This window comes from Bradyrhizobium sp. AZCC 2176 (assembly GCF_036924645.1).
Lineage (GTDB): Bacteria > Pseudomonadota > Alphaproteobacteria > Rhizobiales > Xanthobacteraceae > Bradyrhizobium.
Genome location: NZ_JAZHRX010000001.1, coordinates 4,637,649 through 4,661,498 on the forward strand (window position 1 = coordinate 4,637,649; position 23,850 = coordinate 4,661,498).

The following is a 23,850-nucleotide window of genomic DNA, read 5'->3' on the forward strand; positions in this document are numbered from 1 at the left end:
CCGACAGAGAGCCGGAATGGCCCGCGAGACGACACCGGGAGATGACGGATGGCAAGGACGTTGGTGACGATGGCCGGCGCTGCCGCGCTGACCGGGGTGCTGGCTGTTTTATCGGCGCCGGCGATGGCGCAATATCCCGACCGCCCCATCAAGATGATCGTGCCATGGGCCGCGGGCGGCGATACCGACAATATCTTCCGGCCGTTCGCCGCTGAACTTCAGAAGCACATCGGCCAACCAGTGGTCGTCGCCAATGTCAGCGGTGCATCCGGCACCACCGGCGCGCGCGAGGCCAAGGCTGCGGCGCCCGATGGTTATACGGTCTACGCGGTGCACGACTATATCCATCTGACGTTCTACGCGGGCATCAGTGACGTCAAATACAGCGACTTCGAGCCGATCTGCCTGGTCTCAGCGACACCCTCAGTGCTGACCGCGAGCGCCAAAACGCCCTGGAAGAGCTGGCAGGAGCTCGCCGACGACGCCAAGAAGCGGCCGGGCGAGATCACGGTCGGCGCCACGCTCGGCTCGACCAGCCATATCTTTCCGGCAATGATCGAGAAGGCGGCCGGCGTGAAGTTCAAGTTCGTGTCCTATGACGGCTTGGCCCCGCGGATGAACGCGCTGCTCGGCGGCCACGTCAACCTCACGGATTCCAACCTGACGCAGAAGGGCAAGGTGGAGGCCGGCCTGCTGCGCTACATCGCGATCGCGAGCGAGAAGCGCGATCCGGAGGCGCCCGACGTGCCGACGCTCAGGGAGCTCGGCATGAACATCGTGTACGAAGTGGCGCGCGGCATCTTCGTCCCCAAAGGGACGCCGGCGCCGGTGCGCGCCAAGCTCGAGGAGGGTTGCGCCAGGGCGACCAAGGAGCCGAGCTTCGCTCAATCGATGAAAGTGCAGGGCACCCGCGTGGCGTTCCTCAATGCCAATGACTATGCGCAGTTCCTCGCCAAGATCGACAATGAGAACAAGGTCGTCATGACCGATCTCGGCCTGATCAAGAAATGAGTATCGGCCGCGATGGAATTGCCGGGCTGATCCTGCTCGCGGTCAGCTTGTTCCTCTTGGTCAAGTCCTTTCAGCTTCCCTCTCTTCCCATCGTTCCGGTCGGGCCGGGCTTTTACCCGGCCATTGTACTGTCGTTGATGGCAGCCGCGAGTGCGCTGCTGGTCCTGCAAGACCTCTTGAAGCGCCGCGCATCGGCCGGCGCGGGCGCCGCGCCGCGACGAAACTATCGGCTGGTCGTGATCGCATTCGCGATCGTCGGCATCTATGTGGTGCTGCTGCCGCTTTTGGGATTTCGCGTCGCCACTGCCTTGTTCGTCGGCGCGTTGCAGGCCGCATTGGACCGGCCGCGAACGGTGCGGCAATGGGTTGTGCTCGCCACGATCGCGCTCGGCACCGCCGTGGTGAGCTATTTCGTCTTCGAACGATACCTGCTGGTGCTGCTGCCACGCGGTGCGTGGACGGATTTCTGATGCTCGATTTGCTCTGGAACGGCCTCGTCAATATCGCCCAGTGGAAATACTTGTTGCCGCTGTTTGCAGGCACGTTCATCGGCGTGGTCGGCGGCTCTCTGCCGGGCGTCACCATCACCATGACTGTCATCGTGGTGCTGCCGTTCACCTACGGGCTGGATCCGCTGGCGGGCCTTGCGGCGATGACCGGCGTCTATGTTGGCGGATCGACCGGCGGCCTCATCACCTGCTGTCTGCTCGGTATCCCGGGCTCGCCCGCTTCGATCGCCACCACGTTCGACGGCTTTCCAATGGCGCGCAACGGCGAGCCGGGCCGCGCCATCTGGCTCGGCGTCTGGGCTTCGGTCTGGGGCGGCCTGCTCGGCGCTTTGTTCCTGGTGTTCCTCACCGGGCCGCTCGCGGCGATCGCGTTGGAATTCGGGCCGTGGGAATACTTCTCGCTGTTCGTGCTCGCCATGGCGATGGTAGCGGGTCTCACGGAATCATCGCTCCTCAAGGGACTGATCTCGACCGCCATCGGGTTGTTGATCACGGTGGTCGGACACGATCCGATCGGCAGCGTGCCGCGCTTTACCTTCGGCTCGCAATTCATCGGCGGCGGCTTTCCGTTCCTCCCCGTGCTGATCGGCATTTTCGCTTTCGCGCAGATCATGACCGATTTGGAAAAGCTGAATTCGCCGCGCGGCCAGGCGGTAGAATCGCTGGTCGGGACCAAGCTGGAGCGTTTCTCGCACCTCAAGGTGAACCTGGAAATCTTCAGGCAACCCTTCCTGCTCGCGTGGGCAACGATCGTCGGGCTGATCATCGGAATCCTGCCTGCCATCGGCGGCAGCGCATCGAGCGTCATGGCCTATGACCAGGCCAAGAAATTCTCGAAAACGCCGGAGCGTTTCGGCAGGGGGCACCCCGAGGGCATCATCGCTTCGGAAGCCTCGAACAACGCCAATGTCAGCGGCTCGCTGATGACCATCATGGCATTCGGCATTCCCGGTGACGCTGTCACCGCCGTAATGCTCGGCGCGATGACGATCCACGGCATTCAGTCGGGACCGCTATTCATCTCGCAAAACCCCGACATCGCCTATGGCATCTATGCGGCCTACATCCTGGCGCACCCCTGCATGCTGCTGATCTGCGTTGCGCTGATGCCGCTGATGTTGCGCGTGACCTCGGTGCGGATGGCGGTGCTGGCGCCGGTCGTGCTCGTGCTCTGCATCGTCGGCGCTTATGCACTCAACAACACGATGCAGAGCGTCTACGTGCTGCTGCTGTTCGGCTTCGTCGGCTACGTGCTGGTCAAGCTCGGCTTTCCGCTCGCGCCCCTGATCCTCGGCTTGATTCTCGGCGACCAGATCGAGATCAACCTTGTGCGCGCGATCATGACCGACGCGAATCCCTGGCTCTTCCTGACGCGACCGATTTCCGGCTTGCTGCTGCTCGCGGCGGCGACCTCGGTCGGGCTGGCGATATGGCAGCATTGGCGCCACCAGAATCGGATGGCTGAGGAAGATCCGGATTTTTGAACCGAGGTGATGGCGCTCTTTGGAGATTGCGACGGCGATGTCGCCATTCCAGACATTCAGACAAACGACCACGGCCTCCGCCAGGGGAGCTGGCGGAGGCCGCGTTGATACACTTCATCGCGCCTAGGTTCGCGATGCAGTGTGGGAGCTCGGAGAAAAACTAGAACGGCAGCAGTACGTCCATCACCTGCTGGCCGTAGCGGGGTTGCTGCACGTCGGTGATCTGGCCGCGGCCGCCATAGGCGATGCGGGCCTGCGCGATCTTCGAGGAATCGATGGTGTTGTCGCTCTGGATGTCTTCGGGGCGGACGATGCCGGCGACGATCAGTTCGCGGATTTCGAAGTTGACGCGGATCTCCTGCTTGCCTTCGACCACAAGATTGCCGTTCGGCAGCACCTGCGTCACCACGGCGGCGACGTTGGTCTGCAATGCTTCCTGGCGGTTGACCGAACCCTTGCCGTCGGTCGACGACGTCGAGTCCGTGGTCAGGATCTTGCCGGGCAGGATCTTGTTTGCCTGCGTGATCGTGCTTGACCCAATGAAGTCGGTGATCCCCGAATCTTCCTTGCTGGACCGGCTGCGTTGGGTCTCGTTGGACAGGTTGGCCTTGTCGGTGATGTTGACGGTCACCGTCAGCAGATCGCCGATCCGCGCCGCGCGCTGATCCTTGAAGAAGGCGCGAGAGCCGTTCCGCCATAGCGAGTTGGCATTGTAGGAAGCCTGCTCCGGCTTTGGCATCGGCATCTGCACCGGCTTGTAGCCGGGCTGCGTGGTCGGGTTTTCGATTTCCGTCAGCTTCGGCTTTTCGCCGATCTGCGATAGACGGTCGATCGAGGAACAACCGCTGGCCAAGGCGGCCAACGACAGCATGGCGCCCGTGAGAATGATGCGGTTGAGACGTATGACTGACATTTACATTACTCGGCTTTTGGAGCGACTGGCGAACTGACGGTGGCGACCGCAACGGGCGCGGCTTGTATTGTGCCGAGCGAGGAGGTGGCATCGCTGGTCTGCGGGGAGCGGGACGCCGCCGGCGTGATCGAGACGGGAGTAATCGAGACGGGAGTAATCGAGACGGGAGTAATCGAGACTTGGCCACGGCCGATGACGGTGCCGGACAGCGTGCGCTTCGACTGCAGGTTCATGACGTTGACGACGTCGCCTTCGGTGCCGCTCTCCAGCGCCTTGCCGCGCATGGTGAGGTAGATGCCGGGCGCCTCGTAGATCAACGTGACGTTCTGGTCGCGCTGTACCAGATCGGGCTTGGCGAGATCGGCGGTCCGGATTGCCTGGCCGGTGCGGAGCTGGCGGCGGGCCTGCATGCCCACCGTGCGATCGCGCGCGGCGGCATCCACGCCGACTTCCGCTTTCGGGCGGCGCTCGAGCACCACGTCGGATGATTTTAAGATCTCATTGCGTTCGATGGTGCGCGTCAGCACCGCGGCCTCGACGGTCTCGATCGCCGTGCCGGTAAAGCGCAGCTTGGCTGGGGCGCCGTTCTCGTTGGCGATTTCAAAGGTGAGGTCGAAGCGGCCGTTGCGGTTGTCGTAGCGCACGATGGTTGGTTGCATGCCGCCGGTGAAGCCGGCGTCCAGCCTGACGTCGCCGGGATCGCGGTCGAAGGTCAGCGATAGATTGGCGGCTTCGCCGAGACCGTTGCGGCGCTCCAGCGCGCGCGCGACCTGCAGCTCGATGTCCTTGCCTTCGAGCGTGCGGGCCAGGCGCGTCACCGAAATTTCCCTGAGGTCGCGGGTGTCGACGCCGATCACATGATGGGTGCGAAGGGTGTTGAGTACCTGTGCGACCGGCAGCGAGCCCGTGGTGCCCAGATCCGGCGCGCGGTAGATCGCGATCTGCCCGGCGCTGCCGGCATTGTCGATGACGTCGCCGATCCGCACCAGATCGCCCGACACCTGCACGTTGGCGCGCAGCACGGGCGCGGCAATCATGTTGCGGTTGGCGAAGGTTTCCCGGGTCTGCGCGACCGCAGCCGCGCTCGATGCGGCGATCAGGGCTGTGGCCAGGAGGAGGGCGCGGGCGATCATGACCAGTCCTTTAGCGGAACATGTTGGAGGTGGATTGCAGCATCTGGTCGGCCGCACTGACGACCTTGGCGTTCATCTCGTAGGCGCGCTGGGCGGCGATCAGGTCGGAGATTTCGGTCACCACCTCGACATTGGCCTGTTCGAGATTGCCCTGCTGCATGTCGCCAAAGCCGTCGGTGTTTGCGACGCCATCCTGCGGCGTGCCGGAGGCTGGGGTATCCGTGAACAGATTGTCGCCGATCGGGTTGAGGCCGGCCTTGTTGATGAAACGCGTCAGGCCGATCTGGCCGACCAGGGTCGGCGTGGTCGAACCCGGCAGCATCACAGTGAGTTGGCCCTGCGCGTTGATGGTGATCTGCGAGGAATTCTGCGGAATCGTGATCGTCGGCTGCACCGGATTGCCCTGCGCGGTGACGACGCGGCCCTGCGCGTCCATCATGAACGAACCGTCGCGGGTATAGGCATAGGTGCCGTCGGGCACCTGGATCTTGAAGAAGCCTTCGCCGCGGATGGCGACGTCGAGATCATTGCCGGTCGGCGACAGCGTGCCCTGGCTCATCAGGCGCGGCGTGCCGACGGTCTTGACGCCGCCGCCGACATCGACGCCGACCGGCAGGATGGTGCCCTGGTCGGAAGCCTGCGCGCCGACGCGGCGCACATGGTCGTAGATCAGGTCCTGAAACGCCGCGCGCTGCTTTTTGTAGCCGGTGGTGCGCATGTTGGCGATGTTGTTGGAGATCACCTGAACATTGAGTTCCTGTGCCGCCATGCCGGTCGCTGCTGTGTAGAGGGCGCGCATCGATCAATGCCTTACGGTTATGCCGGAACGTCGGCGAGTTTCTCGACTGCGGTTCGGTGCAGGTCGTGCTGCTGCTGCAGCATCGCCGAGATCTGCGTGTAGGTGCGCGTGATCTCGATCATGCGGCTCATTTCGTGGACGGAATTGACGTTCGACTTCTCGATAAAACCCTGGCGGATCCGCGAGCTGGTGTCGGGCTGGGCCGCGACGCCCTGGCCCGCGGAGTAGAGGTTGCCGCCTTCCTTCACGAGCTTCTGCGCATCGGCAAAACTGACCAGCCGCAGCTTGCCGCGGACCGAGTCAGTGCTGCCGGTGCCCTCGAGGACGGTGATATTGCCGTCGGCTGCGATGTTGATCGCCTTGTCGGTCGGCTGGAATACGATCGGGCCGGAGTTACCCAGCACCGGATCGCCGCTCGCGGTCACGAGCTGGCCCTGATTGTTGATCTGCAGGCCGCCGTCGCGGGTGTAGCGCTCGCCGGCCGCCGTCTGCACCACCAGGAAGGCGTTGCCGTCGATTGCGATGTCGAGCGGGTTTTTGGTCTGCTCGGACGGGCCGGGCGCGAAATCGTGGAAGGTGGCGCGGTCGTGCACGAAGGAGACGCGGCGGTCGGCGCGCACGAAATTATCTTCATGCGCAGGCGAGCGCAGATATTCCTCGAACAGCGACCGGTCGGCCTTGAAGCCGGTCGTGTTGATGTTGGCGACGTTGTTGGCGACGACATCCAACTGCCGTTCCAGCGTCATCTGCCGCGAAAGTCCGACGAGAAGCATATTCTCCATCGGTGGTTCTCCCCTTGATTGATCCGAAGCAGGCTCTCCCAAGCCCGTGGTCCGGATCCGTCGTAAACCTTTGGGCTCTCCCAAGCCGGCAGGTCACGCCGATTACTCAGCGAAAGCCGTGCCAAGTCGGGAAGTGCCTATTTTTGAAGGGGTTGGGCGTTTTTCGGGATGCTGGGCGGGCGGCAGAAAGCTCTTGTTGACCATGTTTGCCCGGCAGATTTTTCCTACTTGGGCGTTAATGGAAAGGTTCCGTTAACCATTATTACCCTAGCGTTGCACGTGTAGAGAGCGCGTGTGCGCTGGCGGCTTTTGTTTCGCGTTGTGGGGGCATCGTTACCCAGGCTGGTGGCAACCGCGTTCGTTTTCGGAATCGAAGCGGGCGGGGCAATGGCTGACAACGAGCAGGCGGAAGGCGCAGACGGCGCAGAAGCCGCGTCGTCGAAAAAGGGCAAGCTCAAGCTGATCATTGCGGTGGCGGGGTTCGTCGCAATCCTCGGCGCCGGCGCCGGCTGGTTCTTCCTGACGCGCGGCCATGGCGAGGTGCAGCACGCCGAAGCGCCGCCGCCGAAGCCGCCGTCCTTCGTCGAAGTGCCCGACATGATGGTCAACCTGGTCGGGGCCCCCGGCGAGCGGGTGCAATATCTCCGCGTCAAGGTCGTGCTCGAGATCAAGGAAGAGAAGCAGGTCGAGGCGATCAAGCCGAACCTGCCCCGCGTCACCGACCTGTTCCAGACCTACCTGCGCGAATTGCGTCCCTCCGACATCAACGGTTCGGCCGGGCTGTTTCGGCTGAAGGAAGAGCTGACCAAGCGGGTCAATCTGGCGGTGGCGCCGCAGCAGGTGAGCGCCGTGCTGTTCAAAGAAATCATGGTTCAGTGATGGGACGGATTTAAAGATCATGGCTGGCAACGACCAGATGGACCAGGATGCGATAGCCGCCCAATGGGAGGCGTCGCTCGATTCCGAGGATCCCGCGGCGGCCGCGGAAGAAGCGGCCGCCAATGAACTCTCCGAGAGCATGGCGCTGCAATGGGCGGCCATGGTCGAGGATGGCGGCCGCGAGTTCGGCAACAAGAATTCCGGCGAACGGGTTCTGTCGCAGGAAGAAATCGACAACCTGCTCGGTTTCAGCGTCGGCGACGTCAATCTCGACGACCATTCCGGCATTCGCGCCATCATCGATTCCGCGATGGTGTCCTACGAGCGTCTGCCGATGCTCGAGATCGTGTTCGACCGCCTGGTGCGGCTGATGACCACGAGCCTGCGCAACTTCACCTCGGACAACGTCGAAGTCTCGCTCGACCGCATCACCTCGGTCCGCTTCGGCGACTACATGAATTCAATTCCCTTGCCGGCGGTGCTCAGCGTGTTCAAGGCCGAGGAGTGGGAGAATTTCGGTCTCGCCACGGTCGATTCCAGCCTGATCTATTCGATCATCGACGTGCTGCTCGGCGGCCGCCGCGGCCAGACCTCGCTGCGCATCGAGGGGCGGCCCTACACCACGATCGAAACCAACCTGGTCAAGCGGCTGGTCGAGGTGGTGCTATCAGACGCCGAGCAGGCGTTCCGGCCGCTGTCGCCGGTGACGTTCTCGATCGACCGGCTGGAAACCAACCCGCGCTTCGCCGCGATCTCGAGGCCGGCCAACGCCGCGATCCTGGTGCGGCTGCGCATCGACATGGAAGACCGCGGCGGCAATATCGAACTGCTGCTGCCTTACGCGACTATCGAGCCGATCCGCCCGGTTCTGCTCCAGATGTTCATGGGCGAAAAGTTCGGCCGCGATCCGATCTGGGAAGGCCATTTCGCGACCGAAGTGGCACAGGCCGAGATATCGGTCGATGCCGTGCTGTATGAAGCCGACATTCCGCTCAAGCACCTGATGAAGCTGAAGGTCGGCGACACCCTGCCGCTGGAGATGCGTCCCGACGCGCTGGTCTCGGTCCGCTGCGGCAACGTCACGCTGACTGAAGGGCGGATGGGCCGGGTCGGCGACCGTGTCGCCATTCGCGTCACCAAGCAATTGCGCAAGCCCAATACCACCTTCGCGATGTTCGAGAAGGCCGACGAACAAACCAAGTTGATGGAGGCACAATGAGTCATTCCCTTGGCATTGTAATCGAGAGTCTGGTCGCGGTGCTGCTGATGCTCACGATCGGCTACTGCATGCTGCTCAACAAGCGGCTGCAGCGGCTGAAGGCGGACGAGCATTCGCTGAAGGCCACGATCGCGGAACTGATCACCGCGACCGAGATTGCCGAGCGGGCGATCGGCGGCCTCAAGCACACCGTGCGCGACGTCAATGAGAATCTCGGCAGCCAGCTCACGGCGGCGACGCAGATGGCGGGGCATCTGAAGAACATGCTCGCCGAAGGCGACGGCGTCATTCGCCGGCTGTCCAAGATCGCGATCGCGGCGCGGCCCTCGCAGGAGGCCGAATCCGCAGCACCCAAGGTCTCTACTGCCAAGGCGGTGGCCGCTGCGGCGGAAGCCTTCTCTGAACGCCGAAGGGCGAGCGGCCTCGCTGCATGAAATCGTTCCGGGACATCCGCGTCATTCCGGTCGTGCTGGTCGCGATCTTCGGCCTTGCAGTGCTGAAGGTCGCAGGCCTCGTGATCGATGGCGGCTATGTCTTCGAATATCAGGCGAGCCAAATCGAGCCGCCGAGCCCTCCCGCTCCATCCGCCAAGCGGTCCTGGGCGCAGGACAATCTGGGCTATCCGAGTAGTGCCAAGGCAGATTCCGCCGACATCACCGGTTCGGTCAAGAAGGAAGAGGCGCCGAAGCCGGCCGCTCCCGCCACCGAAGCGCCGAAGCCTGACGGCGTCGTGGTGTTTCCCGACCAGAACCCGCAATCGGTGTCGCCGTCGGAGCGCGCCATCCTGGAACGGCTGCAGGCGCGGCGCCAGGAACTGGAGCAGCGTGCCCGTGAAATCGAAATTCGCGAAAGCCTTTTGAAATCGGCCGAGAAGCGCATCGAGGGCCGGGTCGAGGACATGAAGGCGACCGAGGCGCGGATCTCGACCGCGAGCGGGCAAAAGGCGGAGCAGGACGCCGCCCGCTTCAAGGGTATCATCACGATGTATGAGAACATGAAGCCAAAGGACGCCGCCAAGGTGTTCGACCGGCTGGAAATGTCCGTGCTCTACGAAATCGCTTCCCAGATCGCGCCGCGCAAGATGTCGGACATTCTGGGCCTGATGCAGCCGGAAGCCGCCGAACGGCTGACGGTCGAACTGGCCCGCCGCGCCGGCACCGACAAATCCATCTCTGCGGCCGAGCTGCCGAAGATCGAAGGCAAGATCCTGCAGCAAAAGCCCAATTGACCGCGCAGCGCCGGCGCCCCGGTCAAAGGGCGTCGGCGCCACCCGGTCAGAACCTGCGCGGCCCCGATGACACGAACGAGCGATGGGCTACGGCGAGCGCGCCACGCTCATTGGTTTCAAGGGCGATCTTCTGCGCCAGCATGACATCGCCCGCCACGAGGTCGCCATCCGGAACGAAGCACCACTTGCAGACGTGGTAGCCCGTGCTGCTGAGTTCCTCGATGTTCGTCTGCGTGCCATGATGGATCCGATAGCGCGTCCCGGTGTCGCTGCCGGTGACGTCGAAATACCGGAATCGCTCATAGCAGGCGCGCTGCTTCGGCGAGAGCCAGCCCTTCAATAGCGCCAGCGCCCGCGCCTCGGTTTCGAGACGAAACGATCTGCCGCCGGAACCAGATCGCGCCACGACCAGCGAAAGCGCCGAAAGCAGCAGCGTGCCAAGCAATGCCAGGAAGAACGAGCCTATCGCAAGGACGATCTGCTGGGTCACTGCTGTCAGCCACCAACGAGACGCGGATAAAACAGCGTTTCCTCGGCCGTCGGATCGAAGGAGCGGATAACCCGCTGCTCGCCGGGCCCCGTTCGCACCGCTGCCGTAAAACCTGCGCCGGTCAATTCCTTGAAACGCCGCTCGGCCTTTTCGACCTCCGCGCGATCATGGATGTCGAATGTGTGGCGGGTGTCACCGGTACGATCCATCACGATCTGGGTTGCCATTTCACGCACTCCGAATTGGCTGCCTGAGGCAGGTTTGGCGACCCGGGAGCGTTGGTTGATTGACTGCCGGCCCCGCGTCCCGGGTCCATTGTTTCCCTAAGACGGGATGCCTGATGTTGGTTCCAACCGTCGTGAGATTAATGATGCGGATCACGGCGCAGGCGGCGCGAGCCGGCCGCGGCGGCCGGATGATCGCGAGAAGGGCCGAATTCCGACCCATACTGCGCTCCACCTGGGGCAATCATCTGCCCTTCAATGAAATCAATGAGTTGACGTTAACAAAACCTTAAGTCGGCCAATCCAAGATTCAAACCCGCAGGCGAGCGCGCTTCGCCGCAGAATTCATTGAGGCCGCGAGATTTCCTGGATGGGGCAAAGGGCTGCCGCTGGAACTGGGTCGCAGGGCCGCGCTTTGGCGCGGGCGGCCCGGCTGTGCCTCGGCCGGTCGCTTGCCGCTGTCCTGCTGCTCGCCGGCCTCGCCATGTCGCAGCCCAGCCGCGCCGAGGATCCGGTCCGGGGGGAGGCGACCTTTACCGCCGGAGGCGGCTTCGCCCGGCTGGTGCTGAAGCTGGCCGAAGACGTCGAATCCGATGTTTCGACCGCAGGTTCGATCATCATCATCCAATTCAAGCGCGCGGTGGATATTCCCGTCGACAAATTGTCGGACGCCGTTCCCGATTATGTCGGCTCGGCGCGGCGTGATCCCGACGGTACGGCGATCCGGCTGTCGCTGTCGCGGCGGGCAACCGTCAACACCATGACGGCGGGGGAGCGGATTTTCGTCGACTTCCTGCCCGATAGCTGGACCGGCCCGCCGCCCGCGCTCCCTGCTGCGGTCGTGCGCGAACTGGCGGAGCGGGCACGCGCCGCCGAGCGCGCGCTGCGCGCGCAGATGGCGGTGGCAGCCGCAAAGAAGCGGCCACCGGTGCGCGTCCGCGCCTCGGTGCAGCCGACTTTCGTCCGTTTCGTGTTCGAGATGCCCGACGGCGTCAACGTGTCATCGGTGCTGAACGATCAGAAGCTGACGCTGCAGTTCAACAGCGTGCTCAATTTCGACCTGGCGGATGCGAAGGTGGCGGCGCCGCCGAACATTGCCTCGATCAGCCAGCGGGCCGACGTCGATTCTTCCGCAGTCGACATCGTGCTGATCGGCGAGGTCGACGTGCATTCGTTCCGCGAGGAAAAGAACTATGTGATCGATGTCGCCTTCCAGCAGGCGGAAAAGCCCGTTTTGGCCGAGCCGCAGGCCGCAGCCAAGCCGGCCGTGCCGGCCAGGCCGGGGCCTGCCTCGCGGATTTCGCGCGACAAGGCCCTGAAGGAATCGGCGTCGCCACAACTGCCGGCGGAGATTCCGCCCATTACCTCGGAGACGATTGCCGAACAGGCCAGAATCGACATCAAGCCCGCCCAGGTGACCGAGGCGCTGGCTGTGGCCGAGGCCGCAATGCCTGCCGTCGAAAAAGTCACGCCAGCCAAGGACAACGCGGCTCCCGTGGCCGAGAAGACGGTAGCCGCACCGGAAAAAACAGCACCTGCGGCGGAAAAAACAGCGCCTGCGGCGGAAAAAAACGCGCCTGCGGCGGAAACCGCGAAGGCGGCGCAGCCTGCCGAACAGGTCCAGGCCGCCGCGGCAGAAGCGCCGAAGGCCGTGGCGCCCAAGCAGGCTCCGCCTGGCGCGGAGCCGCCCAGGAAGGCTGCGCCGGCATTATCCAGTCCGCCGCCAGAAAGCGGCGCCAAGGACAAGACCGCCACCGTCGAGGCGAGGCGTGACAGCGACGGCTTGCGTGTGACGTTCTCCTTTGCCGCGCCGACCCCGGCTGCGCTGTTCCGCCGCGCCGATATGGTGTGGCTGGTGTTCGACCAGACCAAGCCGATCGATGTCGAGCCGATCCGCGCCAAGGGCGGCGCCATTGTCGGCGATGTCAGCCGGCTGCCGATGGAAAAGGGCCAGGCGATCCGCATCCGCCTCAACCGGCCGCAGATTCCCTCGCTCGAAAGCGAAGGCCGCGCCAATGGCGCCGAGTGGACGCTGACCTTCGCCGACCGCGGCCAGGCGTCGCCGTTGCCGCTGACGGTGCTGCGGAACATCACTGATCCCGCGCTTGCCAATGTCACCGTGCCGCTGGCCAGTCCCGGTGCGATGCACCGGCTGGTCGATCCCGACGCCGGCGATACGTTGTTGGTCGTCACGGCGCCGCCGCCGACCCGCGGCCTCATCAAGCGGCAGGATTTTGTCGAGTTGTCGCTGCTGGAATCCGTGCACGGCGTGGTCGTGCATCCGAACTCCGACGATATCAGCGCCGAGGTCGGCGCCGACAAGGTGATGCTTGGACGGCCCGGCGGATTGACGCTGTCGTCCGCCGACGTCGCGGCCGAACGCGCCACCGCGGCAGTGAGGCCGCTGTTCGACGCCAACGAATGGCGCACGAACCGGGAGGAGAAATTTCTCGCCAAACTGGATGCGTTGACCAAGGCCGCGGCCGCCGCGGGGCCGGAGCAAAAGGCGCAAGCGCGCCTCGAGCTTGCCAATTTCTACATGTCGCGCGGGATGTATCAGGAAGCGAGGGGGATGACCAACCTCATGCTCTCCGAGACCACCCAGGGGAACGAGGATGCCGCCGTGCTGATGGTGCACGCGGTCGCCAGCATCCTGATCGGCCATCCTGAGCGGGCGCTGAAGGATCTTGCAAGTCCTGCGATCGGCAACGGCTACGATTCCCAGTTGTGGAAGGGGTTCGCGTTCGCCCGTCAGGAGAAATGGGCGGACGCACGCGAAAAGTTCAAGAACGCCGAATTCTCGATTGCCGCGTTGCCGCTGGAACTGCAGCGCATCGTTACCGCGGATGCGATGCGGGCCTCGCTCGAGGTCAAGGATTATGCCGGGGCCTCGCGGCGGCGCAGCGAACTCGAAGTGATCGGCATTCCCAGCGAGATGAAGCCCGAGATCGCGGTGCTGCGCGGACGGCTCGCCGAGGCGCTGGGGCACGACAAGGACGCGCTCGACGCCTACAGGTACGCGGCGCAGTCCCCCGACCGGCAAGCGTCCGCCGAGGCGAGGCTGCTGGAGGCCATGCTGCGGCACCGGCGCGGTGACCTCGGCCAGGCCGAGTTCCTGCGCGAGCTGGAGACGTTGGCGGTCACCTGGCGCGGCGACGCGATCGAGTTGAGGGCGTTGAACAAGCTGGCCCAGATTTACGCTGAAACCGCCCGCTACGCTGACTCGCTCGCCGCCGCCAAGACCGCGACGAAGCTGCAGCCCAATTCCGAACTGTCGCGGCAGGGCCAGGATGCGGCGTCCGCGTTGTTTGCCGAGCTTTATCTCGGCCCGAAGGGCGATGATATGAAGCCGGTCGATGCGCTCGCCATGTTCTATGAGTATCGCGAATTGACGCCGATCGGCCGGCGCGGCGACGAGATGATCCGACGCCTCGCGGACCGGCTGGCGACGGTGGATCTGCTCGACCAGGCCGCCGAACTGCTGCAGTACCAGGTCGACAAACGGCTGGAGGGAGCTGCGCGCGCGCAGGTGGCCGCGCGCCTTGCCATGGTCTACCTGACCAACCGCAAGCCGGACCGGGCGATCGCGGCGCTGCGCTTGACCCGGATCGCCGATCTCTCCGGCGAACTGCGGCAGCAGCGGCTGCTGCTGGAGGCACGGGCCCAGAGCGATGTCGGCCGCCATGACCTCGCGCTCGATATCATCTCCAACATCACCGGCCGCGAAGCGATCCGGCTGCGCTCCGACATCTACTGGGCTTCGCGGCAGTGGCGGGAGGCTTCCGAACAGATCGAACTGTACTACGCCGACCGCTGGCGGGATTTCAGGCCGCTGAACGCCGCCGAGAAGAGCGACGTGATCCGCGCCGTGGTCGGCTATGCGCTGGCCGAGGACGCGATCGGCCTGGCCCGTTTCCGCGAGAAATACGCCCCCCTGATGACCGGGGAGGCCGACCGGCTTGCATTCGAGACCGCGAGCAAGCCGGCCGCCTCCAACAGCACCGAATTCGCGCTGATCGCCAAGATGGCCGCCAGCGTCGACACGCTCGACGGCTTCATCCGCGAAATGAAGATCCGCTTCCCGGATGCCACCGCCCGCGCGCCGCTGTCACCGGAGATGTCCCGGAGCGAGCCGGTCCACACCGGCGCCTTGCCCGCGATTTCAGGCATCAGGCGGATCGAACTGAAGAAGCAGGCGAAGTAGCGGATTCGGCCGCAGGTTCGGCCAATTTTTGACCAGTTGACGCATTAGGAACGACGTCGGTGCCGCTCAGGCGCCCTCTGGATCGTCTCTAGCTAACCGTCCAAAGCGAACCGTCCAACACCGCCCGTCCGATGCCACTGACCCGGGACCGAATTATAGGACACGACCTCGAACGCCTGGCGTTCAGGTTCACCATGCTGAACGGCGCCGATACCGTCGAGTGTCAGATCAGCGATGCCGCGATGGACGACCTGGCCGGCACCCGAGGAACAGAAAGCATGGCCAGGCAGGCGCAATTCCTGGCGTTGCGGGATGCCGTCGAAGGCATCGCATCCGATATGTTCGACAGTGTGCCTGTGGTCAAAGGCCGGATCATCAGGATATTCACCAAGCACATTCAGAAGTTACCATCGTCGTTGGCCGACCCGATCGCGACCGGCTCGGGACTGGATACGGACAAAACCGCTTCAATGCGGGTCATTGCTGAATCGAGTTCGGCGAGCGCGACGCAATAGCGCGCCACGCTGCGATCGCCTTGAGAGCGGGCGGCAATCGCAATGGCGAGCAAAATGGGCTTTCTCGCGCGATGAGATGGCGCGTCGTTCTATCACCCCTCGACAGATGCGCGTCAAAGCGGCAACCTGCGGGCAAACAACCTGCCGGAGGACGCCATCACGATGAGCAAGCCCGCCAAGACCGAAGCCGAACTCATCGCGATGGCGCGGGCCGAATTGAAAGTTCACGCCGATTGCCCCGACGGCATCGTTATATCCGTGCTCCGCGATGGCAATAGCTGGGAATTCCGCGCCGAGGCCGATGAAGCCACCGTCGCCAAACCCGGCTATCCCGAATGTGTCGCCATGCTGGTCCAGATCGGCGACCACCTCTGCAAGCAGTATGATTTCAAGGGGTGAGGGAGGCGGACGTCCGGTTCGGCTTGACCGCGCAATGCTCCTTCACACCGTAAAAATTCACACTGTAAAAATTCGCCCCGGGTTCAAAATGTTCTTCGGGTCGAGCGCGCGCTTGAGCGTGCGCATGGTTTCGATTTCCTCTTCTGTCCGGCTCATTTTCAGGTAGGGCCGCTTCAGGATGCCGATGCCGTGTTCGGCCGAGATCGAGCCGCCGAATTCACCGGTGATGTCGTAGACCAGCTTCTCGAATTCGTCGTGCTTGTCGGGCGTGTGCTCGTGATGCACGTTGAGATGCAGATTGCCGTCGCCGGCATGGCCGAACACGATGGCGAACGCTTGCGGATCGATCGCCCTGACGCGCGATCCGATCGTGTCGGCATATTCCTCCATCCGGTCGATGGCGAGGCTGACATCGAAGCCGACGCGGGCGGTATAGGGGAAGGTACGGCCCAGTTCGACGCTGGAATCGCGGATGCGCCAGATCGCGGCGGCGGAGGCATTCGAGGTCGAGAGCGTGGCGTCGAGGATCAGGTTGTCGTCCATCGCGGTCTCAAGCAATTTTTCGAGATCGGCGTGGATACGCCCGGCGTCGCTACCAGAAGCCTCCAGCAGAACGTAGAACGGGTGATGGGTCGGCAGCGGCCCGGCCACGCCCTTCACGCGTTCGACGACAAGGCGGTAGTAGGCATTCCACATCACCTCGAAGGCGGTCAATTCGCCGCCGAGACTTTGCCGCGCCATCCTCAGGAATGCGGTGACCTGCCCGAACGAGGTCAGCGCGCACAGCGCCACCTGCCGCGCCGCCGGTGCGGGAAAGACGCGCAGCGCCGCGCGCGTCACCACGCCGAGGATGCCCTCGCTGCCGATGAAAAGCTGCTTCAAGTCGATGCCGGTATTGTTCTTGATGTATTTGCGCAGACCCTTGAGCACGGTGCCGTCGGCGGTGACGACTTCGAGGCCGAGGATCAGGTCACGCGTCATGCCGTAACGGATGACGCGGTTGCCGCCGGCGTTGGTCGAGATGTTGCCGCCGATGGTGCAACTGCCGCGCGCGCCGAGGTCGAGCGGAAACATCAAGCCGTCCTGCTCGACCTGCTCCTGGAGCTTTTGCAGCGGCGTGCCGGCTTGCGCGATGGCGACACCGGCGGAGGCATCGACCTCTTCAACGCTGTTCATGCGCTCCATCGACAGCACGATTTCGTTCGCGTTCGGCAACGCGCCCCGCACCAGCCCGGTCATGCCGCCCTGCGTCGTCACGGGGACACCTTCGCGATGGCAGAGCCGAAGTAGTACGGAGACATCCTCCGTCGTTCTCGGGCGGATAACCGCGCGCGGTTTCGGCACCGGATTGCCGGCGAGATCGTGATGATAGCGCGCGTCGATGTCGCCGCCTGATAGCACCGCGCCCTTGTCGAGCGCGTTGCGCAGTTCGTCGATGAAGCCCTCGGACATGCCCCTGCCTCTTCTTTGTGAGAAGTTTGGCCGAAGCTTTACATACGGCATGGCCAGGAGGAAACCCGGCCCGGCATGGGGAAATGCGTTTTTAAAGATGGCGGTCTATCTCGACTAGCGCCGCGGCCGCCGCGCCGACACTGGGCGGCGGCGGATCGTTTCTTCCTGCCGCTCCGGCTCGACTGACGTGATCTGGTTGCAGGCGTCGCACTTGTAGACGTAGATGAGCGGGCGCAATCCGATTCGCGGCAGCTTTCCGATCCTGACCGTGCCGATGCCGCAAATTTCGCAGCGCGGCGGCAGACCGGTTTCTGGATGCGGCACGGGCATATCGAATTATCGCTGAGCAACCAATGAACAAAGGAAAGGCACCGGCGAAACTGGGCGTTGATTGCATCTTAATCAAGGAAATGGGGGTCCGTAAGAATACGAGGTCCGCCACCGGCGTCCCTCTTTTGCCACCAAATCGACCCCGGCCGGGCATCCAAACAACACACTGCAGGGGGCAGATTCGGAAGGCCAGCGCGCGACCACACGGACAAATCCGCCGGATCCTGTCCGGCCGGATTCCAATTTGTGAGGCGTGCAGAAATGTCTTCCAACGGTCACGACACATCGATGCGAGCGGCGCTGGCGACCGCGGAGGCTGCGGCATCCCGTCCATCGCCCGCAGACAGATTCAATATCGATCGGGAAGGGCCGGCGAAACGCGCCGGAAAGCTTCGGGCGCTGCAGCAACAATTCCAGAAGCTGAACGAATATTGCGACGAGACAGTCGCTGAAATTCGCGCTTCGCTGGAGCGGGCACCGCCGCACTAGTCCGCAGGAAACCGGTGCCGGGTTTTCCGGGGGCGAAATCGAGCGGGCGTTTGCGGAAGATCAAGGTAAGCCGGCCGAATTACCCTGCAGTGCATTTCGTACCGAGCGGCTCTATCCGGAAAAGAGCAGTTCAGGTTACGAGGCCCGGACTCCCAAAGCATGATGGGCAACTCCGGGCCTCGCCGTTGTCCTGGCGAAGCGAGACATCACGAGGTTGGATGCCGCTTCGGCAATGTCTCACTTCTTGTCGATCTTCGTCACCGCGTCCGTCTTGTCGATCTTCGTGATGGTCTTGGTGCCTGCTGCGTCGCTCACGGCAAAGGTGACCCTGTCGCCGGCGTGCAGGGCGTTCAGCCGCGCGCCATCCTGGATCTTGAATTCTTCGGTCGCGGCGCCGGTGTTCGCACCGGTGGTGCCATCCGGCATATCCTTGATCGAGATGGTGCCGCTGATCCGGTCTATTCTCGTCACCATTCCCGTACGCGCTTGCTGGGCAAGCGCCGACGTACCGACGATGCTGAGGGCCGCAGTGGCAGCCATAATCATCCCTGCGATTTTCATGGAATACTCCCGGCTGAAGGCGTCTACGATAAGCCGGGATTGCGGCAGAAGTTCCGCGCACGAGCGCGGTGCGGCAATTTCTTTCTGCACGCTTCAAATAAGGCAGCCGAATGAGGCGCGCTGGCGTTGACGCCATTCCGCTACGCTGCGCCGGCCTCGGGCTCGAGTTCGGTCTCCGTCACCGTGCGGTTGCGGCCGAGCCGTTTGGCTTGATAGAGCCCGCGGTCGCAGCGCTCAATCATGGCTTCCGCGGATTCGGCGAGGCGGAATTGCGCGACCCCGATTGAAACCGTGATGCTGCCGATTTCCTTGCCGGTTGCGCGGCGGGTCAGCTTCGCTTCGGCAATGCGACGGCGAATGCGCTCGGCGACCGACGTACACGCCTCGAGATCGGCGCCCGGAAGCACCGCGATCAATTCCTCGCCGCCATAGCGGGCTGCCAGATCCACTTCGCGAACACCTTCCTGCAGGACCTTGGCCACCAGCCGAAGCACTTGGTCGCCGACCTGGTGGCCATAATCGTCGTTGAATTTCTTGAAGTGGTCGATGTCGATCAGGAAGACGCTGAGCGCCTCGTCCTTTTCCATCGCCGTGATCTGGGCGAGGCGGAGGAATTCATCCATCGAGTGCCGGTTGGCGAGCCCGGTCAGCGCATCGGTATTGGAACGTTGCTCGGCTGCCTTCAGGGAGTCGCGGATGCTGTCCAGTTCCTCCGAGGTGGCGGCGAAATTTGCCTCCAGCGTTGCGGCCCGCGCCGTCGCCTTTGACAATTCGTCAACCAGCTTCGCAATGATCGTCCGGGGATCGCTGGTTCCGGCCGCTTCGGAAGACACTTCGCCGAGCGCCTTGATGTGGGTCTGGTTGTCGGTGACGGCGGTGTTCAGGAATTGCTGGGCGGTGGCGATCAGGCCGCTCAATTGCTCGGGAAGGTCACCGAGCGGGTCGCCGCCGGACTGCGGCGCCACATAGGTAATGTAGAGCTCGTGGTTGATCGCCGGGTCGAATTTGCGCTTGCCGGCGATCAGGATATCGATGGTCTTTCGCAGCGCAAGCGAATTGCCCAGGGAATATTCGAACCAGACGGCGAAGTTGGTGGGGGTGGCGGGAACCGACTGCTGCGACATCAACCGCATAGCCCGATCGGCAATCGTCGTGGCGTATTCGGCGTCCATATCGCCGATCGGCTGGCCTGCCATCGTTTGACCCGGTGATGCTTTTGCTGCGAAATTCAGTTCCCTGGCATCCACTGTGCACGAAGGGAACTAATCTGACCTTAAATTCGCCCGGAAACTCCGCAGCAAATACGTAACTAATATTGACCCATTTCCACGTGGAACCTTGGGAACAGACCGTTAACTGCCGCCGTAGCTCTGCACCAGGCTTCCCGCCACCAGCGACCAGCCGTCGACCAGCACGAAAAAGATCAGCTTGAACGGCAGGGACACCACCACCGGTGGCAGCATCATCATACCCATCGACATCAGGACCGATGCGACCACGAGATCGATGATCAGGAAGGGGAGGAACAGCAGGAAACCGATCTCGAAGGCGCGTTTCAGTTCGGAGATCATGAAGGCGGGCACCAGTATCCGCAGCGACAGGTCTTCCGGCGTCGCCGGCGGCGGCTCGCCGGAGAGATCGACGAACAGCTTCAGATCCTTTTCGCGAACGTTCTTCTGCATGAAACCGCGCAGCGGCACCGAAGCCTTTTGCAGGGCTTCCTCGACCCCAATCTGGTTTGGCGACCAGCGGCTTGATGCCGTCGTCATAGGACTTCTGCAGGACAGGGCCCATCACGAACGCGGTCAGGAACATCGCGAGCGCAATGACCACGGAATTGGGTGGGGCGGTCGCGGTACCCAATGCGGTGCGCAGCAGCGACAGCACGACGACGATCCGTGTGAACGACGTCATCATGATCAGGATCGACGGCGCGATCGACAGCACCGTCAACAGCGCGATCAACTGGATCGCGCGCTCGGTGACGCCGCCGCCCCCCTGGCCGAGGTTGATGCTGATGTCCTGCGCCATCGCCGGATCGGCGAGCGATCCGGCGGCGGTCAGGATTAGGAAAACTAAAACTCTACGCGGAGAAGTCGCCGGCCTCACGAAGGGTTCTTCGGACGGCCCAGCAAAGACGCCATTTCGTCTTCGAGATTCTCGAAGCCGCTCTTCTGCGGAGCGGGGGTGGGAACGGGAGGCTCGCTGCGGGAGGTTCGGGCGGGCGGCGTTTCCGGCGCAACCGGCGGCGCCACCGGCTCGGCCGGCCGGCGCAGGGCGGCTTCTAGCCGCTGCGCCATCTCGGCGAGATTCTGGTCGGCGCTCGACGGCGCGGGGGCCGGCGGCGGAGGGGGCGCAGGCGGCGGTGCCGCGGCGCGTTCAGGCGCTCGGGCCGGGGTCTCTCGAACCGGCGGAGCAGCATCACGGAGAGGCAGCGCCTCACGGATTGGCGGCGCTTCGCGGGCGGGCGATGCCTCACGGACTGCCGACGCCTCACGCACCGGCGGCGCCTCGCGGACTGGCGGCGCCTCACGGACTGGCGGTGCCTTGGGCAACTCACGCTGTGGCAACTCACGCTGCGGCCGCGGCATCAGCGGCTCGTTGCGGCCGAGGCGCGGGGGGGCCGCTTCGGGACGACCGCTGATCGATTCCGGCGCAAAGCCCGTCAATGGATCGCTGCGGCGCTCCGGCATCGGCGGCGGCGCGGGACGGCGGATTTCGTCGACGAAAGAAGGCCGTGACGGGCGCGGCGGCGGCTCCGGCATTTGCGGTTCGGCATGGTGATCGAAGGTGTCGGCCGATCGCGAATCGGATCTTGCAGCCTCCCTTGCCGCCTCCTCGCTCCAGGCGGTATCAGGCAGCGGCGCGATGCGCGGCGGCTGCTCGCCGACGGCCGGGCGCGGCGCCATCTGATCGCGGTTGGGCATCGCGCGCACGATATTGGGTTCGACCACGATGTCGCTCGGGCCGCCGATCATCAGGAGATGCTCGACATTGTCGCGCCGTACCAGCACGAGGCGCCGGCGGCCGTCCACGGCGGCGGCGTCGATCACGGCGAGCCGCGGCATCCGTCCGCGCTGGGTGTTGGCGCCGAGGCGGTTGTTGGCGAAACGGCGAACCAGCCATGCAGCCAAGCCGATCAGCGCCAGAACGGCGATGAATGCGAAGAGGAATGTCAGAGGTGATTGCATTCTTTAGTCCCCGGCCACGGGCCGTTCTCTTGATGCTGGCTTCGTCGAGTGCGGTCTTAGGTCCTGCTGTCCGAGCGTGTTCCCCGGGAAACGGGTTCCCGCCATCCCGATCATGCTCTGAAGCGATCCGCGAGACGGCGAATCACGCCCGAGATCAGCCTTATTCCTTAATTCCCCGCGGCGGATGCCGCCGTCCGGTTAATTAATAGACCAAGAATCGCTTGAGCCAAAACGACTTCTGAGCGCCCCAAGCCGCGTCGGCGGTTGCTGGTTAACGCAGTTTTCGTGGCGAAAATGCGCTCGTTTTGTCGCTGTCGGCGGGCATTGGCTGCTGTCGACGACGGCGGGGCGCGATTTTAACCAGCCGTTAACCATACACCGGGCAAATTCTGCCTACCTCGCGGCGTCTGCCAGAGGTTAACGGGGAACAGCGCGATGGCCATCAACGATCTTCCGATCCTGTCGGCGCTGCGCACCAAGATGCAGTGGCACCAGGAACGCCAGCGCGTGCTCGCCGAAAACGTCTCCAACGCCAACACCCCGAATTTCAGGCCGAGCGACCTGGTCGAACCGAAGTTCGACAACAAGGGCGCGAACATTGGTGGCGCGATGGGCTCGCTGGCCACGATGCGCACCAGCGCCACCCATATCAGCGTCTCCGGCGGCGGGCAGAGCTTCAGGGGCGATGGCGGCAAGAGCGGCTTCCTGACCAAGCCAGCCGGCAATTCGGTCAATCTGGAAGACCAGATGCTGAAGGTCTCGGCCAACCAGATGGACTATGCCGCCGCCACGTCGCTCTACACCCGCAGTCTCGGCCTGCTCAAAACCGCCATCGGAAAACGCTGAAGCGCTGCGGCTAGGAGGACTGGATCATGGCAGATGATGGAAGCGATTTCGCCCGCTCGATGAGCATCGCGACCTCAGGCCTGCGCGCGCAGGCGGGACGGATGCGGGTGATTTCGGAAAACATCGCCAATGCGGATTCCACCGCACCCACCGCCGCCGACAATCCCTATCGCCGCAAGGTGCCGACATTTTCATCCGCTCTCGACCGCACGCTGGACGCAAGGGTGGTGACGCTCGGCAAGGTCAGGACCGACCAGTCGGCGTTTCGCGTCAAGCACGAGCCGAGCAATCCGGCGGCGGATGCGGCCGGCAATGTCAAATATCCGAACGTCAATCCGCTGGTCGAAATGACCGACATGCGCGAGGCGCAGCGGTCCTATGAGGCCAACCTCAACATCATCAGCGCCACGCGCCGCATGATTCAACGCACGCTCGACATCCTCAAGGCCTGAACAGGAACCATAGAAAATGGCTTCACCGACCGTTGCAGCAAATGCCTACGCCGCGCTTTCGCGCATCATGGAATCCGGCGGCGCCGAGAAGGGCAGTCAATCCACCGGCGGCCCGTCCTTCAGCGCGCTGCTCAAGGACGCGGTGGGAAGCGTGCTGGATTCCGGCAAGAAATCCGACGCCCAGGCCATGGCGATGAGTTCGGGCAAGGCCAACGTCATGGACGTGGTGACCGCTGTCGCGGAAACCGACGTCGCGGTCTCGACGCTGGTCTCGGTGCGCGACCGGGTGATCCAGTCCTACGAAGACATCATGAAGATGCCGATCTGAGGATGGCGAATAGCGAATAGGAAATGGCGAGGGAAATGCGGCCGCATCGCCGCATCGCTGGCCCCATTCGCTATTCGCCACTCGCCATTCGCGTGCCTCGGAATGACAGAACAAGTGAAAACTGAGAGAATTGCAATGACCGGTGCTGAAACCCTCGACGTGGCGCGCGATGCGATCTGGACCATCGTGGTGGTGTCGTCGCCCTTGATGGTGATCGGGCTCGTGGTCGGCGTCGTGGTGTCGCTGTTCCAGGCGCTCACTCAAATCCAGGAGCAGACGCTGATCTTCGTGCCGAAGATTCTCGCGATCTTTGTCACGCTGTTGCTGGCATTGCCGTTCATGGCGGATTCGCTACACAGTCACATGATGCGGATATCGTCGCGAATCATAGGCGGTTGATGCATTGTGAATA

26 protein-coding genes and 1 pseudogene are annotated in these 23,850 nt (G+C 63.6%); 15 read left to right on the plus strand and 12 right to left on the minus strand.

All coding sequences use genetic code 11. The annotated features are described in order from the left end of the window. Positions 1-48: 48 nt before the first annotated feature. From V1288_RS21770 to V1288_RS21780, 3 genes are read left to right on the plus strand one after another with little or no spacing between them, the layout of a single operon-like run. Complete coding sequence (locus V1288_RS21770) at positions 49-1,011, plus strand: Bug family tripartite tricarboxylate transporter substrate binding protein (protein ID WP_334358999.1); 963 nt, start codon at positions 49-51, stop codon at positions 1,009-1,011. Then, positions 1,008-1,481, plus strand: coding sequence for a tripartite tricarboxylate transporter TctB family protein (locus V1288_RS21775; RefSeq protein WP_334359000.1), 474 nt, complete (start codon positions 1,008-1,010; stop codon positions 1,479-1,481). Before V1288_RS21770 ends, V1288_RS21775 begins: the two co-directional genes overlap by 4 nt. Next, positions 1,481-3,004, plus strand: a complete 1,524-nt coding sequence (locus tag V1288_RS21780; RefSeq protein WP_334359001.1) for a tripartite tricarboxylate transporter permease — start codon at positions 1,481-1,483, stop codon at positions 3,002-3,004. The genes V1288_RS21775 and V1288_RS21780 overlap by 1 nt, the downstream gene beginning before the upstream one ends. Before the next feature lie 160 nt (positions 3,005-3,164). Here the strand turns inward: V1288_RS21780 and flgH are convergent, their stop codons facing one another. The 4 genes from flgH to flgF are packed head-to-tail and all read right to left on the minus strand — an operon-like array spanning position 3,165 to position 6,631. Then, the gene (gene flgH / locus V1288_RS21785) at positions 3,165-3,917 is read right to left on the minus strand and encodes a flagellar basal body L-ring protein FlgH (protein WP_334359002.1); all 753 of its coding nucleotides are present in this window, start codon (positions 3,915-3,917) and stop codon (positions 3,165-3,167) included. A 5-nt stretch (positions 3,918-3,922) separates the two neighbouring features. Next, a complete protein-coding gene (gene flgA, locus V1288_RS21790; protein WP_334359003.1) occupies positions 3,923-5,050 on the minus strand; it encodes a flagellar basal body P-ring formation chaperone FlgA in 1,128 nt (375 codons plus the stop codon). 10 nt (positions 5,051-5,060) lie between these two features. After that, the gene (gene flgG / locus V1288_RS21795; RefSeq protein WP_334359004.1) at positions 5,061-5,849 is read right to left on the minus strand and encodes a flagellar basal-body rod protein FlgG; all 789 of its coding nucleotides are present in this window, start codon (positions 5,847-5,849) and stop codon (positions 5,061-5,063) included. A gap of 17 nt (positions 5,850-5,866) precedes the next feature. Next, the gene (gene flgF, locus V1288_RS21800; protein ID WP_334359005.1) at positions 5,867-6,631 is read right to left on the minus strand and encodes a flagellar basal-body rod protein FlgF; all 765 of its coding nucleotides are present in this window, start codon (positions 6,629-6,631) and stop codon (positions 5,867-5,869) included. A 387-nt stretch (positions 6,632-7,018) separates the two neighbouring features. Here flgF and fliL point away from each other — a divergent pair, with 387 nt between their 5' ends. The 4 genes from fliL to V1288_RS21820 are packed head-to-tail and all read left to right on the plus strand — an operon-like array spanning position 7,019 to position 9,957. Then, a complete protein-coding gene (gene fliL, locus V1288_RS21805) occupies positions 7,019-7,510 on the plus strand; it encodes a flagellar basal body-associated protein FliL (protein ID WP_334359006.1) in 492 nt (163 codons plus the stop codon). 19 nt (positions 7,511-7,529) lie between these two features. Beyond that, positions 7,530-8,729 (plus strand): flagellar motor switch protein FliM, encoded by a 1,200-nt coding sequence (gene fliM, locus V1288_RS21810; protein ID WP_334359007.1) that lies wholly within the window; start codon positions 7,530-7,532, stop codon positions 8,727-8,729. Further along, complete coding sequence (locus V1288_RS21815) at positions 8,726-9,163, plus strand: DUF6468 domain-containing protein (RefSeq protein ID WP_334359008.1); 438 nt, start codon at positions 8,726-8,728, stop codon at positions 9,161-9,163. Before fliM ends, V1288_RS21815 begins: the two co-directional genes overlap by 4 nt. Next, positions 9,160-9,957 (plus strand): MotE family protein, encoded by a 798-nt coding sequence (locus V1288_RS21820; RefSeq protein ID WP_334359009.1) that lies wholly within the window; start codon positions 9,160-9,162, stop codon positions 9,955-9,957. Before V1288_RS21815 ends, V1288_RS21820 begins: the two co-directional genes overlap by 4 nt. A 46-nt stretch (positions 9,958-10,003) precedes the next feature. Here V1288_RS21820 and V1288_RS21825 read toward each other — a convergent pair whose 3' ends face one another. Both V1288_RS21825 and V1288_RS21830 read right to left on the minus strand, forming a co-directional pair. Next, complete coding sequence (locus V1288_RS21825; protein WP_334359010.1) at positions 10,004-10,447, minus strand: hypothetical protein; 444 nt, start codon at positions 10,445-10,447, stop codon at positions 10,004-10,006. A gap of 5 nt (positions 10,448-10,452) precedes the next feature. Then, on the minus strand, positions 10,453-10,674 hold the full coding sequence (locus V1288_RS21830) for a hypothetical protein (protein ID WP_334359011.1): 222 nt from the start codon (positions 10,672-10,674) through the stop codon (positions 10,453-10,455). A gap of 367 nt (positions 10,675-11,041) precedes the next feature. Here V1288_RS21830 and V1288_RS21835 point away from each other — a divergent pair, with 367 nt between their 5' ends. From V1288_RS21835 to V1288_RS21845, 3 genes are all read left to right on the plus strand, one after another. Then, a complete protein-coding gene (locus V1288_RS21835) occupies positions 11,042-14,875 on the plus strand; it encodes a tetratricopeptide repeat protein (protein WP_334359012.1) in 3,834 nt (1,277 codons plus the stop codon). A 131-nt stretch (positions 14,876-15,006) separates the two neighbouring features. Then, positions 15,007-15,390, plus strand: a complete 384-nt coding sequence (locus V1288_RS21840) for a DUF1488 family protein (protein WP_334359013.1) — start codon at positions 15,007-15,009, stop codon at positions 15,388-15,390. 162 nt (positions 15,391-15,552) lie between these two features. Next, positions 15,553-15,789 (plus strand): hypothetical protein, encoded by a 237-nt coding sequence (locus V1288_RS21845; protein ID WP_334359014.1) that lies wholly within the window; start codon positions 15,553-15,555, stop codon positions 15,787-15,789. Positions 15,790-15,846: 57 nt separating this feature from the next. Here V1288_RS21845 and V1288_RS21850 read toward each other — a convergent pair whose 3' ends face one another. Then, positions 15,847-17,241, minus strand: coding sequence for an FAD-binding oxidoreductase (locus V1288_RS21850; RefSeq protein WP_334359015.1), 1,395 nt, complete (start codon positions 17,239-17,241; stop codon positions 15,847-15,849). Positions 17,242-17,355: 114 nt separating this feature from the next. Then, positions 17,356-17,565 (minus strand): hypothetical protein, encoded by a 210-nt coding sequence (locus V1288_RS21855; RefSeq protein ID WP_334359016.1) that lies wholly within the window; start codon positions 17,563-17,565, stop codon positions 17,356-17,358. Positions 17,566-17,832: 267 nt separating this feature from the next. Between V1288_RS21855 and V1288_RS21860 the strand changes: the two genes are divergently transcribed. Next, on the plus strand, positions 17,833-18,060 hold the full coding sequence (locus V1288_RS21860; protein ID WP_334359017.1) for a hypothetical protein: 228 nt from the start codon (positions 17,833-17,835) through the stop codon (positions 18,058-18,060). A 237-nt stretch (positions 18,061-18,297) separates the two neighbouring features. Here V1288_RS21860 and V1288_RS21865 read toward each other — a convergent pair whose 3' ends face one another. From V1288_RS21865 to V1288_RS21880, 4 genes and pseudogenes are all read right to left on the minus strand, one after another. After that, a complete protein-coding gene (locus V1288_RS21865; protein WP_334359018.1) occupies positions 18,298-18,711 on the minus strand; it encodes a copper-binding protein in 414 nt (137 codons plus the stop codon). 50 nt (positions 18,712-18,761) lie between these two features. Further along, complete coding sequence (locus tag V1288_RS21870; RefSeq protein ID WP_334361367.1) at positions 18,762-19,745, minus strand: GGDEF domain-containing protein; 984 nt, start codon at positions 19,743-19,745, stop codon at positions 18,762-18,764. Positions 19,746-19,973: 228 nt separating this feature from the next. Beyond that, positions 19,974-20,730 (minus strand): annotated as a pseudogene (gene fliP / locus V1288_RS21875) (flagellar type III secretion system pore protein FliP). Further along, positions 20,727-21,812, minus strand: a complete 1,086-nt coding sequence (locus V1288_RS21880; RefSeq protein ID WP_334359019.1) for a flagellar biosynthetic protein FliO — start codon at positions 21,810-21,812, stop codon at positions 20,727-20,729. The pseudogene fliP and the gene V1288_RS21880 overlap by 4 nt, the downstream one beginning before the upstream one ends. A gap of 435 nt (positions 21,813-22,247) precedes the next feature. On the opposite strand from V1288_RS21880, the gene flgB reads away from it, so the two are divergent. From flgB to fliQ, 4 genes are all read left to right on the plus strand, one after another. Then, positions 22,248-22,658, plus strand: coding sequence for a flagellar basal body rod protein FlgB (flgB, locus tag V1288_RS21885; protein ID WP_334359020.1), 411 nt, complete (start codon positions 22,248-22,250; stop codon positions 22,656-22,658). Positions 22,659-22,684: 26 nt separating this feature from the next. Beyond that, positions 22,685-23,110 (plus strand): flagellar basal body rod protein FlgC, encoded by a 426-nt coding sequence (gene flgC / locus V1288_RS21890; RefSeq protein WP_334359021.1) that lies wholly within the window; start codon positions 22,685-22,687, stop codon positions 23,108-23,110. A 16-nt stretch (positions 23,111-23,126) separates the two neighbouring features. Further along, positions 23,127-23,438: a flagellar hook-basal body complex protein FliE gene (gene fliE / locus V1288_RS21895; protein WP_334359022.1), complete on the plus strand. Its 312-nt coding sequence runs from the start codon at positions 23,127-23,129 to the stop codon at positions 23,436-23,438. Positions 23,439-23,573: 135 nt separating this feature from the next. Next, the gene (fliQ, locus tag V1288_RS21900) at positions 23,574-23,837 is read left to right on the plus strand and encodes a flagellar biosynthesis protein FliQ (protein WP_025588824.1); all 264 of its coding nucleotides are present in this window, start codon (positions 23,574-23,576) and stop codon (positions 23,835-23,837) included. Positions 23,838-23,850: the final 13 nt, after the last annotated feature.

Excerpts from the sequence above, each read along its gene's own strand:
- fliE (WP_334359022.1), top strand. The coding sequence starts at position 23,127 with ATGGCTTCACCGACCGTTGCAGCAAATGCCTACGCCGCGCTTTCGCGC.
- V1288_RS21880 (WP_334359019.1), bottom strand. The coding sequence starts at position 21,812 with ATGCAATCACCTCTGACATTCCTCTTCGCATTCATCGCCGTTCTGGCG.
- fliM (WP_334359007.1), top strand. The coding sequence starts at position 7,530 with ATGGCTGGCAACGACCAGATGGACCAGGATGCGATAGCCGCCCAATGG.
- V1288_RS21840 (WP_334359013.1), top strand. The coding sequence starts at position 15,007 with ATGCCACTGACCCGGGACCGAATTATAGGACACGACCTCGAACGCCTG.
- flgA (WP_334359003.1), bottom strand. The coding sequence starts at position 5,050 with ATGATCGCCCGCGCCCTCCTCCTGGCCACAGCCCTGATCGCCGCATCG.
- flgH (WP_334359002.1), bottom strand. The coding sequence starts at position 3,917 with ATGTCAGTCATACGTCTCAACCGCATCATTCTCACGGGCGCCATGCTG.
- V1288_RS21820 (WP_334359009.1), top strand. The coding sequence starts at position 9,160 with ATGAAATCGTTCCGGGACATCCGCGTCATTCCGGTCGTGCTGGTCGCG.
- V1288_RS21815 (WP_334359008.1), top strand. The coding sequence starts at position 8,726 with ATGAGTCATTCCCTTGGCATTGTAATCGAGAGTCTGGTCGCGGTGCTG.
- V1288_RS21775 (WP_334359000.1), top strand. The coding sequence starts at position 1,008 with ATGAGTATCGGCCGCGATGGAATTGCCGGGCTGATCCTGCTCGCGGTC.
- flgB (WP_334359020.1), top strand. The coding sequence starts at position 22,248 with ATGGCCATCAACGATCTTCCGATCCTGTCGGCGCTGCGCACCAAGATG.
- V1288_RS21770 (WP_334358999.1), top strand. The coding sequence starts at position 49 with ATGGCAAGGACGTTGGTGACGATGGCCGGCGCTGCCGCGCTGACCGGG.
- fliL (WP_334359006.1), top strand. The coding sequence starts at position 7,019 with ATGGCTGACAACGAGCAGGCGGAAGGCGCAGACGGCGCAGAAGCCGCG.
- V1288_RS21845 (WP_334359014.1), top strand. The coding sequence starts at position 15,553 with ATGAGCAAGCCCGCCAAGACCGAAGCCGAACTCATCGCGATGGCGCGG.
- flgC (WP_334359021.1), top strand. The coding sequence starts at position 22,685 with ATGGCAGATGATGGAAGCGATTTCGCCCGCTCGATGAGCATCGCGACC.
- flgF (WP_334359005.1), bottom strand. The coding sequence starts at position 6,631 with ATGGAGAATATGCTTCTCGTCGGACTTTCGCGGCAGATGACGCTGGAA.
- flgG (WP_334359004.1), bottom strand. The coding sequence starts at position 5,849 with ATGCGCGCCCTCTACACAGCAGCGACCGGCATGGCGGCACAGGAACTC.
- V1288_RS21860 (WP_334359017.1), top strand. The coding sequence starts at position 17,833 with ATGTCTTCCAACGGTCACGACACATCGATGCGAGCGGCGCTGGCGACC.
- V1288_RS21780 (WP_334359001.1), top strand. The coding sequence starts at position 1,481 with ATGCTCGATTTGCTCTGGAACGGCCTCGTCAATATCGCCCAGTGGAAA.
- V1288_RS21870 (WP_334361367.1), bottom strand. The coding sequence starts at position 19,745 with ATGTCGCAGCAGTCGGTTCCCGCCACCCCCACCAACTTCGCCGTCTGG.
- V1288_RS21830 (WP_334359011.1), bottom strand. The coding sequence starts at position 10,674 with ATGGCAACCCAGATCGTGATGGATCGTACCGGTGACACCCGCCACACA.
- V1288_RS21850 (WP_334359015.1), bottom strand. The coding sequence starts at position 17,241 with ATGTCCGAGGGCTTCATCGACGAACTGCGCAACGCGCTCGACAAGGGC.
- fliQ (WP_025588824.1), top strand. The coding sequence starts at position 23,574 with ATGACCGGTGCTGAAACCCTCGACGTGGCGCGCGATGCGATCTGGACC.
- V1288_RS21835 (WP_334359012.1), top strand. The coding sequence starts at position 11,042 with ATGGGGCAAAGGGCTGCCGCTGGAACTGGGTCGCAGGGCCGCGCTTTG.